The following is a 13,478-nucleotide window of genomic DNA, read 5'->3' on the forward strand; positions in this document are numbered from 1 at the left end:
CCAGGAAGGAAGACCACCGCCGTGATCCGACTGCCCGCCGACGACCGCGCGTCCAGCCCCCGCACCGGCTACACCCGCGCCCACTGGGAAGCCGCCGCCGACGCCCTCCTCGCCGCGGTGGAGCCGTACGCCACTGCCGACCGCGCCCTCTACCACCTGCCGGGCACCCGGGCGAGCCACTCCGGCCGGGTCTCCGACGGGCTCGAAGGGTACGCCCGCACGCTGCTGCTGGCCGCGTTCCGCCGCGACGAGACCGCGCTCGGCCGGTACGCCGAGGGCCTCGCGGCCGGTCCCGGCGGGGTCTGGCCGCGCATCACGGACCGCAGCCAGCCGCTGGTCGAGTCCGCCTCCGTCGCGCTCGCCCTGCGGCTCACCCGGCCGCTGCTCTGGGACCGCCTGGACGACGCGGTGCGCCAGCGGACCGCCGCCTGGCTGGCGGACGCGCTCACCGCCGAACCCTGGCCGTGCAACTGGGAGTTGTTCCCGGTCACCGTCGGCGGCTTCCTCCTGGAGACCGGCCACCGGGAGGAGGCGGCGCGCAGGGCGGTCGACCGGGGGCTGGAGCGGGTCGAGGGCTGGTACCTCGGCGACGGCTGGTACACCGACGGCGACGGCCGGAAGTTCGACTACTACAACGGCTGGGCCATGCACCTGTACACGGTCCTCCACGCCTGGCTGGCCGACGACGGCGACCTGCTGGACCGGTACGGCCGACGGCTCTCCCGCCATCTCGCCGACTACGCCCGCCTCTTCGGCGCCGACGGCGCCCCGGTGCACCAGGGCCGTTCCCTGACCTACCGCTTCGCGACGACGGCCCCGCTCTGGCTCGGCGCCCTCACCGGACACACCCCCCTGCCCCCGGGGGAGACCCGGCGCCTGGCCTCCGGCGCGCTGCGGTACTTCCTGGACGGCGGCGCGGTCGACGAGCGGGGCCTGCTGCCGCTCGGCTGGCTCGGCCCCGACGAGTCCCTGGTGCAGAACTACTCGGGACCCGCCTCGCCGTACTGGGCGAGCAAGGGCTTCCTCGGCCTGCTGCTGCCGCCGGAGCACGAGGTCTGGACGGCGCCGGAACAGCCCGGACCGGCCGACCGCGCCGACGCGGCACACCCCGTGCCCGTCCCCAACTGGCTGCTGCAGTCCACCCGTTCGGACGGCCTGGTCCGGCTGCACAACCACGGCAGCGAGGACGTCCGCTACGACCCCTACTACACCCGGCTCGCCTACTCGACCGCCACCGCGCCCGCGCCGTCGTACGACAACAGCGTGATCGTCGGCGGTGATCCGAGCCGCACGGGGATCGAACCGCTCGGCACGGGCGAGGGGTGGATCGCCTCCCGGCACACCGCGGGCACCGGGGTCACCGTGACCAGCCTGGTGGTGGTCCGCGGTGCCGTGGAGGTGCGGGCCCATCTGGTGGCGGGTGCGGCGCCCGGGACCCCGGTGCGGGTGACGGGCTGGCCGGACGCGCCGGGCGTACGGAGCGAACTCGCCCCGGTCTCCGGCCTGTCGGCGGAGCTGACCGGGGTGACGGGGGACGGCGGGGCCACGCTCTTCGTGGCGCTCGCCCGGCTCACCGGGGAGCCGGACCCGCTGCCGCTCGCGGAGCTGGTGTCCGTGGCGGTGCGGCAGGACGACGCCGGGAAGCCGGGCCACGAGGTGCGGGTGAGCTGGTCCGCGGGCGAGAGCGCCGCCTTCCGGTTCGCGGCGCCGGACGGGGCGACGGCCGACGCGTGGTCGGTGGCGCCGCTCCGACCGGGGGAGGAGGGAGGGACACCGGACGGTTCGGCGGGGACCGAACCGTCCGGGGCCTAGCGTGGCCGTATGACCCCAGAGCCCGCCCCCGCCGCCTCCTTCGCCGGCCTCCACCACCGTCCGGGCGAGCCGCTGCTGCTGCCCAACGCCTGGGACCACGCCTCGGCCGCCGCCCTCGCCGCCCGCGGGTTCCCGGCGATCGCCACGACGAGCCTCGCGGTCGCGGCGGCCGTCGGCCTGCCCGACGGGGAGGCGGCGACCCGCGAGCACACCGTCCGGCTCGCCCTGGCCCTCGGCTCCGGGCCGTGGCTCCTCTCCGTCGACGCCGAGGGCGGCTTCAGCGACGACCCGGACGACGTGGCCGCGCTGGCCGGCGAGTTGTGGACCGCGGGCGCCGTCGGCATCAACCTGGAGGACGGCCTGGGCCCGGCCGGCCGGCACGCGGCGAAGATCGCCGCCGTGAAGGCGGCCGTGCCCGGTCTCTTCGTCAACGCCCGCACGGACACGTACTGGTCGGGCGACGGTGACGAGAGGGACACCCTGCGCCGGCTCGACGCCTACCAGGAGGCGGGCGCCGACGGGGTCTTCGTCCCGGGCGTGACCGACCCCGGGCGCATCGCCGCCCTGGTCCGGCACACCACCGTCCCGCTCAACGTCCTGTACTCGCCCGCCGGCCCCACGGTCGCCCGCCTCGCCGACCTCGGCGTGCGCCGCGTCAGCCTCGGCTCGCTGCTGTACCGGCGGGCGCTCGGCGCGGCCCTCGACGCCGTGGCCGACATCGCGGCCGGGCGGACACCGGGCGGTACGACCCCGTCCTACGCCGACGTCCGCGCACTGGAGCGCAGCGTCCCGGTGAGCGCGTCGGCGAACTCCACGGGGTGATCCAGCGTGCCCAGGTGCCCGCCCGGGAACTCGGTGAACGCACACCCCAGCCGTCCGGCGAGGAACTCGGCCGTCCGGTGCAGGAGCTGTCCGCGCGAGCCGGTGCCGGCGGCGATGGTGAGCCGGCCCGGGGGCGGGACGGCGGCGGGCACGTAGGCGGTGAACGGGCGCAGCACCCGGCCCAGGAAGACACCCATCGGGGTCGCCGAGTCGCCCTCGGCGGGCGGCCGTCCGGGCCCGTCGAGCTGGTCGATCAGTTCGGCCCGCCGGGCCGCCCCGTCCGGCAGGACGGTCACGCACGGCGGCTCGTGCGCGACCACGTGCGCCAGCCGTCCGGGGTGCCGGAGGAGCAGGTCCAAGGCCGCGATGCCGCCGGAGCTGGTCCCGAACACGGACGCCGACGCGCCCGCCGGCAGCACCTCCTCGAGTACCCGCCGCGCGCCCTCGCTCCAGTCCGCGACCCGCTGTTCGGTGACCGGCGCGCCGAGCCTGCCGTGCGCGAGCCCCAGCGGGTCGTACGTCACGACGGTGAAACGCGTGGCCAGCCGCTCGGTGAGCGGTCCGAGGCCCATCGGATGCCCGGCACCGCCCGGCACGAGCAGCAGCACGGGACCGGAGCCCGTGACGTCGTAGGGGGGCGTGCCGGTCATCGGTCCTCCGCTCCCCTCTGCTCCCCGTTCTCGCGCGGCCAGTGGGTGAGGGCGACGTGCAGGGCGTCGACCGCCTTGTCCCAGGAGGCCCGTACGTCCCGGTCCGCGCCGAAGCCGCCCGCGCTCTCCAGTACGCAGTAGCCGTGGAAGGTGCTGCGCAGCAGGCGCACGGCGTCCGTCAGGTCCGGTTCCTCGAGGCCGTAGGCGCGCAGCATGCCGTAGGTGATCTGCGCGGTGCGGCGCAGGGCGGGGGAGTCGGCGATCAGGGCCTGGTCGACGCGGATCTGGGTGGCCGCGTACCGGCCGGGGTGCTCCAGGGCGTAGCCCCGGTAGGCGCCGGCGAACGCCGTCAGCGCCTCCTTGCCCGCCCGGCCGGCCACGGCCGCCGCGATCCGGTCGATCAGCTCACCGCCCGCGTACAGCGCGAGCCGGGTGCGCAGGTCCTGGAGGTTGCGGACGTGCGAGTACAGGCTCGCGTCCTTGACGCCGAAGCGGCGGGCCAGCGCGGAGACGCTGAGGTTCTCGAACCCGGCCTCGTCCGCCAGCTCCGCGGCACCCGCCACCACCCGTTCGGCACTGAGCCCTGCCCGGGCCATACGCCCACCTCCCTTGGATCCCTAGGATTTATCCTAGGGTATCTAGGAACCGGGTGTCAGCCGATCGGCGCGTACAGCACCCCCAGCTTGTCGACCTCCTCGCCCGAGCGGCCGGTGAAGCCCACGATCTGCCAGCCGGCGGGGGCCGTGAAGGCGGTGGTGTCGGTGGTCGGGGTGCCCGCCGAGAGGGTGCGGCCCCGGTCGGTGGTGAAAGCGGCCGAGAAGAGGCGGGTACGGCCGTCCTTCTGGCCCTCGGTGAGCTTCACCGAGGTGAGGTGTTCGCCGGCGGCCAGGGTGAGGGAGGCGGCCGTACCGCCGGCGCCGCCGTGGGTGAGGGCCGTCCCGCCGTCGTGGGTGAGGGACACGGCGTCCAGGCGGGCGCCGCCGCGCAGGGTGAGGGTGCGCGGGGAGGGGGCCGCCGGGAGGTCGTCGGCGTCGTTGAAGGCCGTGCCGTGCGGGCCGCCGAAGAAATCGCTCGCCCGGAGCTTCGGGCTCGGCGTGTAGGAGAAGTCGACGGTGTGCGGGAAGTGGTCGGAGAGGTTGCCGCCGGCCGCGTCGAGGAACGACGCCCACTCGTCGTGGTAGCGGGTCGCGGTCAGGGAGACCAGGGCGCTGCCGCGGTAGAGGACCTTGTCGACCACCTCGCAGTCGTCGGGTGGCGCGGACGCCGGGCACAGCAGCGGGTCGGCGCCCTGGGCGGGGGCCGTACCGCCCCTGACCAGCCGCACCCAGGCGTCGGTCAGGCCGTTGTCGGTGACGAGCGTGCGGATGGTGTCGCCGGCGCGGGTGTACCGGGTGTTGGTGTCACCCATCACGATCACCGCGTTGCCCGCCGAGTTGGCCCGGATGAAGGCCGACAGCTGCGCGATGTTGGCGCGGCGCGCGGCCAGGGCGTCGGCGGTGTCGTCGGCGTTGGGGTGCAGGTTGTACAGGTCGACGTAGACACCCTCGGCGAGCCGTACCCGGGCCAGGGTGAAGCCCTTCGGGGTCAGGCAGTTGGTGCCGGTGCAGTCGTTCCACCGCACCCGCTCGACGTCCTCGAACGGGCGGTCGGAGAGGGTGTTGAGGCCGTCACCGAAGCCCGCACCGCCGCTCGTCGCCGTGCGGTAGGGGTGGTGGTCGCCGGCGTAGAGCGCCGCGTGGTAGTTGAAGTCCTCCTGGACGTTGACGATGTCGTACCCCGCCAGCCTCGGTGAGATCAGCGGGGTGTTGGTGGCCGGATGGCTGGAGCTGAGGCCCTCCGGCAGTCCGGCCACGTTGTACGTCAGGACACTGAACCCGCCGGATTCGGCGGCCTGCGCGGTACCGGTCGAGGCGGTGAGCCCGGACACGGCCAGCAGGCCGGCGGCGAGCGTGCCGAGGAGTCGTCCCATGGGTCGCATGCGACCCATGGTCACGTCAACCGGCCTGTTTTTGAAGGGGAGTTGAGAAAACGCTTTCCGTCGCGGAGAAGACGAACGAGAACTCCGCCGGTTCGGCCCGCAGGTGGTACCGGGGCAGCGGGGCCGGGCCGCAGGACTGGGAGCCGATGCCGTGCTGGGCGTGGTCCAGGTTGACCCAGACGCCCGCGGCCAAGCCGCCGTCGGGCACCAGGTCGGTGCGGTGGGCCGCGGCGTCCAGGTGCTCGGTGGTCCAGCGGCGGGCGGTGAGGAAGAACACCGGGTCGCCCTCGATCCGCAGGCCGCCCAGTTCCGCCCACCGGACGTCGATCCGGGCGCCGTTCTCCTGGGGGCGGACGTACGGGGTCTGCATGCCGTCCACCGTCGACTGCCAGCGGGCGATCCGGGACGCCGACCGCGTGTCCGGGTAGGCCTCGCCGGGGCCGCCGCCGTACCAGCGCACGGCGTCCGCCGCGGCCAGCCGGAAGCGGATGCCGAGCCGGGGCAGCGGGACCGTCCAGTCGCCGTCCGGGGTGGTGGACACGGTCAGCCGGAGCCGGTCCCCGTCCGACGTCCAGCGGTACACCGTCGACAGCCCCAGCTCCCGGGCGGCCGGCGCCACCCGGGTGCGGACCGTCAGCGCGTCCTCGCCCGCCTCGACCGCGTCCAGGCGGTGCCGCATCCGGTGCAGGCCGAGCGTGCGCCACAGCAGCCCGTAGCGCAGGTCGCTCTGCCAGGCGGCACCGTCGTCGTTGTCGGTCGTGGCCCGCCACACGTCCAGCCGCAGCCCCGTGACCAGCACCCCGCCGATCGTCCGCGGCGCCCCGGTGCGGGCGTCGAACACGCCCGGGCCGAGGGTGATCCGACCGTCCCCGGGGACCGGGCGGGCGGTCGCGGCGACGTACGGTACCCGGCGCGCCGACACCGGGAGCTGCCCCCAGGCGACGACGTGGTCCTTCGGTGCCCACGCCGTGCCGGCCGCGAGCACCGCCCGGACCGTCCAGTGGGCCTCACCGGCCGGCGCCCCGGCCGGTACGGCGGGCAGCTTGACCTCGGCGGACTCGCCGGGCGCCAGCGCGGGCACCGACAGGGTGCCGGAGTCCACCGTCTCGCCCTCGACCTCGTACGACCAGGAGAAGGCCAGTGCCGACAGGTCCGCGAAGTCGTGCTTGTTGGTGATCCGGACCGTGCCGGCCGTGCCGTCGCCGCCGATCGCGACCGGTTCGATCACCTTCCGGTACTCGACCAGGCCGGGGGAGGGCTTCCGGTCCGGGAACAGCAGGCCGTCGCAGACGAAGTTGCCGTCGTGCAGTTCCTCGCCGAAGTCGCCGCCGTAGGCGAAGCCCAGCTCCGGGTGGGCGATGCCGTGGTCGATCCACTCCCAGACGAAGCCGCCCTGGAGCCGGTCGTGGGCCTCGAACAGCCGCTGGTAGTCGGCGAGTCCGCCGGGGCCGTTGCCCATGGCGTGGGCGTACTCGCAGAGGATGAAGGGGAGTTCGCGGCGCCTGCGGGGTCCGCCGTCCAGGCCCCGGCCGATCCGCTCGACCTCGGCGTGGTCGGCGTACATGCGCGAGTACAGGTCCGTGTCCCGGCAGCCGGGGTCGCCCTCGTAGTGCACGAGCCGGGAGGTGTCGCGGCCGTGGATCCACTCGGCCATCGCGGTCAGGCCCCGGCCGGTGCCGGCCTCGTTGCCCAGCGACCAGATGACGACCGACGGGTGGTTCTTGTCCCGCTCGACCATGCGGGCCGCCCGGTCGAGCAGGGCCGGGGTCCAGCGGTCGTCGTCGACGGGGTTGTCCCGCCAGCCCTGCTCGGTGAAGCCGTGCGTCTCCAGGTCGCACTCGTCGATCACCCACAGGCCGTACTCGTCGCACAGGTCGAGGAAGGCCGGGTGCGGCGGGTAGTGGGAGGTGCGGACCGCGTTGATGTTGTGCCGCTTCATCAGCAGCACGTCCTCGCGCATGGTCGCGAGGTCCAGGGCGCGGCCCCGCTCCGGATGCCACTCGTGCCGGTTGACGCCCCGGAAGAGCACCGGGCGGCCGTTCACCGTGATCAGGCCGTCCGAGAGCGCCACCGTACGGAAGCCGATGCGCAGCGGCACCCGCTCGCCCCCGCTGGCCAGCACGCCGTCGTACAGCCTCGGTGTCTCCGCCGTCCACGGCTCGACCGGGACGGTCACCGGCTCACCGGTGGCGACGTCGACGCCGAGATCCGGGACCGTGACCCGGCCCGGCACCTCGGAGTCGACGCGGAGGGTGCCGGTGCCGGAGACGTGGTCGTAGGAGGCGTGCACGAAGAAGTCCCGGACGCCGTCCGCCGGGCGGTGCAGCAGGGTGACGTCCCGGAAGATGCCCGGCAGCCACCACTGGTCCTGGTCCTCCAGGTAGGAGCCCGCCGACCACTGGTGCACACGGACGGCCAGGACGTTTCCGCCGGGCTTCAGCAGGTGCCCGACGGCGAACTCGTGCGGCAGCCGCGAGCCCTTGAACTCGCCCAGCTCGGTGCCGTTCAGCCAGACCCGGGCGCAGGACTCCACGCCGTCGAAGCGCAGAAAGGCACCGCCGTCGGCCGGCCAGCCGGCGGGCAGGTCGAAGACGCGCAGGTGGTCGCCGGTCGGGTTCTCGGTGGGCACCCGGGGCGGGTCGACCGGGAACGGGTACAGGTGGTTGGTGTAGACGGGGGAGCCGTGGCCCTGGAGCACCCAGTGACCGGGGACCGTGACCTCCGCCCAGTCACCGGCGTCGTACCCCTCGGCCGCGAAGGAGTCGTCCTCGGCGTCGGCCGTGTCCGACAGTCTGAAGCGCCAGCTCCCGTTCAGGGAGAGGGACGCGGCGTCCGAGGACGCGTACCAGGCGCGGGGCGGCAGCGCCCCCGTACCCGGCGAGACGTCCTCGACGTAGGCGGTGGTCGCACGGAAATACATCGGTCTCCTAGCTCAGCCCTTGATGCCGGTCTGCGCGATCCCCTGCACCAGCCAGCGCTGGAGGAAGAGGAACACGAACAGCAGGGGCAGGATCGAGATGGCGGTCGCCATGAAGATCAGGTGGTAGTTGACGGTCTGGTTGGTCATGTACGACGACAGCGCGACCTGGACGGTCCAGGCGCTCGGGTCCTGGCCGATGACGAGCGGCCACAGGAAGGCGTTCCAGCCGTTGATGAAGGTGATCGTGGCGATGGCGGCGAAGAAGTTCAGCGAGTTCGGCACCACGACACGCCAGTACGCGCCCCAGTAGCCGAGCCCGTCCACGCGCGCCGCCTCCTCCAGTTCCTTCGGGAACCCGAGGAAGTACTGCCGGAACAGGAAGCAGGTGAAACCGCTGAAGAGCCCCGGGACGACGAGTCCCCGGTAGCTGTCCACCCAGCCGAGCGACGACACCAGCACGAAGCTGGGGACGAAGGTGACCGCGGCCGGGACCATCAGGGTCACCAGCACGGCGTAGAAGACCTTGTCGGCGTGCCGGTAGGGGATACGGGCGAGGGCGTAGCCGGCCAGCGAACAGACGAACAGGGTGCCGACCGTGTGCAGGACGCCGATCACCAGCGAGTTCCCCATCGACCGGCCGAAGTCGACCGTCGGGTCCTCGAACGGCTCGGTGATGTTGCCCCACCGGATGTCGGTCGGGAAGAACTTCCAGTTCTCGCCGGTGATCTCCGGGTCGGTGGACAGGGCGTTGCGGATCAGCAGGTAGAAGGGGACGAGGAAGAGGAGCGCGGCGACGCTGGTGGCGACGTACAGGCCGGTGGAGCTCATCACCCCGCCGCGCCGGGTGCGCCTGCCGGTGTCGGGTGCGGTCGTGGTCACTTCGACTCCTCACCCCTTCCGAAGCCCATGATCCTGCCCTGGAACAGGGTGACGACACAGATCAGCACGGTCAGTACGACGGCTCCGGCGCTGCCCTTGCCGTAGTTCTGGTCCTGGCCGAGGGCGGTGTAGTACAGCTCGACCAGCGGCGGGCGGCCCCAGGTCGTCTTGGCCAGCAGGTTGAAGAACTCGTCGAAGGCCTGGTAGGCGGCGACGAGCAGCAGCAGGACCACGGCCGTGGACGTGGCCCGCAGCTGCGGCAGGGTGATGTACCGGAAGGTCTGCCAGCCGCGCTTGGCGCCGTCGATGGCGGCGGCCTCGTACAGCTCCTGCGGGATGTTCTGGAGCGCGGCCAGGAACAGGATCATGTAGAAGCCGGACTGGAGCCACAGCCGGGCGGTGATGATCACCAGCCAGTACCAGGGCGGGTCCGGGTTGGCGAGCCAGGCGGTGTTGTCGACGCCGAACAGGCCGAGCACCGTGTTGGCCAGGCCGAAGCGGACGCCGTTGAAGAGGGACATCTTCCAGATCAGCGAGGCCGCGACGTAGCTGCACGCGGTCGGCAGGAAGAACACCGACCGGTAGAACGCCCGCATGAACCGCAGCCGGTTCACGAGCAGGGCGAGGCCCAGGGAGAGCGCCCAGGTGGTGGGCACGATGAACGCGGCGAAGACGGTGAAGGTGCCGAGCGAGCCCGTGAACCCGCTGTCGGAGAGGATCTCGCGGTAGTTGCCCAGCCCGACGAAATCGCTGGGCGTGACGGTGAAGCGGGCCTCGAAGAAGCTGAGGTAGAGGCTCCAGCCGATCGGGACGTAGACGAAGACGGCCAGCCCGATCAGGAACGGGGCGGAGAAGAGCCAGAAGTTGAAGGTGCGGCTGCCGCGCAGCCCCCGCCGCGGCCGGGCTTCGGCGGCCTTGGCCGGGGCGGGGCTCGTGACCCCGCGCGTGGTGGTGGTCGGCATGGCGTGATCCGTCCGGCGGCCTATCCGAACAGCTTCTTCAGCTCGGCGCCGACCGTCCTGTCGCACTGGTCGAGCGCGGCCTCCGGGTCACCGCCCTTGCGGACGCAGTCGGCGAAGACGTCCTCCGTGGCGGTGATCATCGCCTGGGTCCAGCCGATGTTGTCGAAGTGCCCGTACTGGTTGAACAGTTTCACGCCCTCGGCCGGCAGACCCGACTTCAGCGTGGTCGCCGACCGGGCGATGGAGGTGCGCGGCGGGATGTGGAAGCCGTACGAGGTCGCCCAGTCCTCCTGGTACTTCTTCTGGTCGATCCACAGCCACTTGACGTACTCCTTGGCCGCGTCGACGTGCCGGCCCTTGGCGTTGACGAACACCGACCAGCCGCCGTTGTAGACGGACGGCTTGCCCGCGTCGCCGACCTTCGGGAACGGCATGACGCCGAGGTCGTCGCCGAGGGCCTGCTGGAACTGCGGCATGGCCCACATGCCGCAGAACTGGATGGCACACAGCCCCTGGTTGAGGGCGGAGGGGTCCCAGAAGTCGGCCGGGGCGTCCAGCAGCAGATGGCCGCTGGTGAACAGCTTCCGCATCTGCTTCAGGCCCTGGACCACCCCGTCGGTGTGGTATGCGATCTCGTTCTTCTCGTTCAGGGTGTCGGCGCCGGCCGACCAGATCAGCGGGTTGATCACCGCGTGCAGGTCGTTGCCGAGGAACAGGCCCTTGACCTTGCTCGTGGTGAGCCTGGCGGCGGCCTCGATCAGCTCGTCCAGCGTCTGCGGCGGCTCGACGCCCGCCTTCTCCAGCATCGACTTGCGGTAGAAGAAGAACTGCGGGTCGTCGATCATCCGTACGCCGTAGATCTTGCCGTCGACGGTGTGCGACTGGATGTCGGCCTGGTTGAAGTCGTCCTTGGCCGGCCCGATGATGTCGGTCAGGTCCGCCACCTGCCCGCTCCTGACCAGCTGGATCTGCGGGTGGAACTCGAACAGGTCCGGCGCCTGGCCGGTCAGCAGGGAGGCGAAGAGCTTGCTCTCGAAGTTGGAGCCGGTGATCCACTGCGTGGTCACGTCCGCCTTCGTGTAGGCCTTCGCGTAGCGCTTGACGGCCTGCTCGGTGCCCGGCTCGCCGTAGGCGTGGAAGTACTGGACGAGCTGCTTGCCCGAGCCGGAGCCGCCGCCCCGGCCGTTGTTGCTGCCGCACGCGGCGAGCGTGCCGGCGGCGGCCAGGCCCGCGGCGGCCCGGAGTATCGATCGGCGGTCCCAGGTGCTGCTCTGTGCCGACATTGCTGACGTCCTTGTCTGTGGAGTGCGTCGAGTTCGACGGTGCGGCTCTCCCGCCCGGCGGCCCCGCCGGCGTCGGCCGGGCGGCCCGCACCGGGGGCGTGGTGCGGGACGCTAACCTTCGGCTAATGCTTCGGCAAGGGGTTGGACGAAGTGGGTACGACTTGTTGTACGCGGTTCGGAATCACGAACGGGCGTGCGGGCAGCGCGAGATGAGGGCCGCCGGGGCAGGGGAGTGGCCGGCGGCCCTCGGTACGGGGGAGTCGCGCTAGCGCCTGGTCCAGGCCTCGTTGGCGCCGCCTGTGCAGCGGTAGAGGACGACCTCGCTGCCGTCGGCCGTCGCCTGCCCGCTGACGTCCAGGCACCTGCCCGACGCCTCGTTCACGATCTGCCCGTTGCCGTTCAGCAGCCACCGCTGGGTGGCGTCACCGCTGTACGAGGCCGAGGCCGCGAGGCCCGGACCCGTCGCCGTCAGATAGCCGTCGGCGCCCTTCAGGGTGCCCCGGGCGTCGTACGACCAGGCCTGCCCGGCCGCGCCCGTGCAGGCGGCGAGCACGGCCCCCGAGGCGTCGGCCGTCAGGCACTTGCCCGACTGACCGCCCACCAGGGCACCGCTCAGGGCCGTACTGCCGTGTCCCTTCCCCTCCAGGACGTACGTCGTGACCGAACGGGCCGCGAGCGTCGCGGACAGGGTGCCGCCGGCCACCGACGGCTTCGCGACCGCCGCCCAGTTCTCGTCGGCCGAGGTCCGCACGGCCTGCCGGGCGCGCACCGGTGAGCCGCTGTTGAAGTGCAGCTTCAGCGCGGTGCCGGAGGTGTTGTGGTTGTTGACCACCACGACCCAGGTGCCGTTCCTGTCGTAGGCCGAGACCTCCACGCCGTCCGGCGCCCCGGTCACGTTGTGCAGGGCCGCGCCCGGCCGCACGAACCTGCTGTACTGGCCGAGCGCGTAGTAGCGCTTGGTGAGGTACAGGGTCTGGTTGCCGTTCTTCGCGTAGTCCGGGTCGTAGTAGATCAGCCCGTCGTTCCAGCCCTCGTCGTTCCGGGCGTTCGGGTCGCTGCCGATCATCTCCGACAGCGCCACCCACCACTGGAACGCCGAGTCGTGGGCGGTCGCGAAGTCCTTGTGGACGATCCGGGACAGGTTCAGGCCGCCGTCGATCGTGGGGTCGTACTCCTGCGCCCAGCCGGTGCCGCCCTTGCCGAAGCAGCAGATCTCCGTCGACCAGGACTCCTTGCCGGCCGCCTTCGACGTCTCGTACACCTGCGCGCGGTCGGCGTCGCTCGGGTTGTCGTACGTGTGGTGGGCCAGCTTGGCGACGTACCGCGCGGTGCCCGGCTGCGAGATCCACTGCGGGACCTCGGAGTTGAACTTCACCGTGCTGGTCGACTCGTCCGCGATGATCGTCGTCTTCTGGTGCCGGGCCCTCTGCTCGGCGCCGAGCGCGCGCACGATGTCGTCACGCTGCGGGACGTCGACCAGCATGCCCTCCTGGCCGCACGAGTCGAAGCTGTTCGTCGGCTCGTTGAACGGGCTGATGTAGTCCAGCCGGACGCCCTGCCGCGCGAAGTGGTCGGTGACGTCGGCCATATAGGCCGCGAAGTCCCGCTCGTTCTCCGCCTTCAGGTGGCCGCCGCAGCTCTTGCCGTTGGTCTTCCACGCGGCGGGCGCGCTGTTGACGAAGCCGATCAGGTCCTTCACGCCGTACTTCGCGGCGGCGTAGAGGAAGTAGCGGCCGGCCTCGTCCCTGCTCCAGTCGTGGCCGCCGTCCGGTGCCAGGAAGTCCTCCGGGGCGCGCGGCGCGTACGTCACTCCGGTGCCGCCCCCGCCGATGTTGTAGCGGTAGGAGCTGAGGGCCAGGCCGTCCTTGGAGAAGAGCAGTCCGGCGACCCGGGCGCGGACCGCCGGGTCGAAGTTCTTCAGGTCGTTGACCCACCAGGCGCCGGAGGCACCGATGTTGTCGATGGTCTGCGCGGCGTGCGGGGAGACCTCGGCGGCGACCGGGGCGTCGGCGGTGGCGGTGGTGCCGGCGGTGGCGGCGGTGCCGGCGGCACCCGCGGGCGGGGAGGCGAGCAGGGCTCCCGTGACGGCCAGCACGGCCGGGGCGGTCAGCAGGAGGGATCTCCTGGGATGGGAGAGGGAGGTGCGGGGGTGAGACACGTGCATCCCTTCCG

General features: G+C 72.4%; 10 protein-coding genes. 2 read left to right on the forward strand and 8 right to left on the reverse strand.

All coding sequences use genetic code 11. The annotated features are described in order from the left end of the window. Positions 1–24: 24 nt before the first annotated feature. Positions 25–1,812 carry a DUF2264 domain-containing protein gene (locus tag IEZ20_RS16375; protein ID WP_189299232.1) on the forward strand — a complete coding sequence of 596 codons (1,788 nt, stop codon included), beginning with the start codon at positions 25–27 and terminating at the stop codon, positions 1,810–1,812. A gap of 9 nt (positions 1,813–1,821) precedes the next feature. Then, positions 1,822–2,634, forward strand: coding sequence for an isocitrate lyase/PEP mutase family protein (locus tag IEZ20_RS16380; RefSeq protein WP_189299036.1), 813 nt, complete (start codon positions 1,822–1,824; stop codon positions 2,632–2,634). Here IEZ20_RS16380 and IEZ20_RS16385 read toward each other — a convergent pair. The 8 genes from IEZ20_RS16385 to IEZ20_RS16420 all read right to left on the reverse strand — a co-directional run bounded on the left by IEZ20_RS16385 (position 2,568) and on the right by IEZ20_RS16420 (position 13,470). Beyond that, positions 2,568–3,284: an alpha/beta fold hydrolase gene (locus IEZ20_RS16385; RefSeq protein ID WP_189299038.1), complete on the reverse strand. Its 717-nt coding sequence runs from the start codon at positions 3,282–3,284 to the stop codon at positions 2,568–2,570. The genes IEZ20_RS16380 and IEZ20_RS16385 overlap by 67 nt on opposite strands. Then, a complete protein-coding gene (locus IEZ20_RS16390) occupies positions 3,281–3,880 on the reverse strand; it encodes a TetR/AcrR family transcriptional regulator (protein WP_189299040.1) in 600 nt (199 codons plus the stop codon). The genes IEZ20_RS16385 and IEZ20_RS16390 overlap by 4 nt, the downstream gene beginning before the upstream one ends. A gap of 56 nt (positions 3,881–3,936) precedes the next feature. Further along, entirely contained in the window at positions 3,937–5,253 is a 1,317-nt protein-coding gene (locus IEZ20_RS16395) for a jacalin-like lectin (protein ID WP_189299234.1), read from the reverse strand. A gap of 25 nt (positions 5,254–5,278) precedes the next feature. Further along, complete coding sequence (locus IEZ20_RS16400; protein ID WP_189299042.1) at positions 5,279–8,182, reverse strand: glycoside hydrolase family 2 TIM barrel-domain containing protein; 2,904 nt, start codon at positions 8,180–8,182, stop codon at positions 5,279–5,281. Positions 8,183–8,194: 12 nt separating this feature from the next. Beyond that, positions 8,195–9,061: a carbohydrate ABC transporter permease gene (locus IEZ20_RS16405; protein WP_189299043.1), complete on the reverse strand. Its 867-nt coding sequence runs from the start codon at positions 9,059–9,061 to the stop codon at positions 8,195–8,197. Continuing rightward, positions 9,058–10,023, reverse strand: coding sequence for a carbohydrate ABC transporter permease (locus IEZ20_RS16410; RefSeq protein WP_189299045.1), 966 nt, complete (start codon positions 10,021–10,023; stop codon positions 9,058–9,060). The genes IEZ20_RS16405 and IEZ20_RS16410 overlap by 4 nt, the downstream gene beginning before the upstream one ends. A gap of 20 nt (positions 10,024–10,043) precedes the next feature. After that, a complete protein-coding gene (locus tag IEZ20_RS16415; RefSeq protein WP_189299047.1) occupies positions 10,044–11,306 on the reverse strand; it encodes an ABC transporter substrate-binding protein in 1,263 nt (420 codons plus the stop codon). A 265-nt stretch (positions 11,307–11,571) separates the two neighbouring features. Then, positions 11,572–13,470: a glycoside hydrolase gene (locus tag IEZ20_RS16420; protein WP_189299049.1), complete on the reverse strand. Its 1,899-nt coding sequence runs from the start codon at positions 13,468–13,470 to the stop codon at positions 11,572–11,574. Positions 13,471–13,478: the final 8 nt, after the last annotated feature.

The organism is Streptomyces cinerochromogenes, from assembly GCF_014648635.1.
Classification (GTDB): domain Bacteria; phylum Actinomycetota; class Actinomycetes; order Streptomycetales; family Streptomycetaceae; genus Streptomyces; species Streptomyces cinerochromogenes.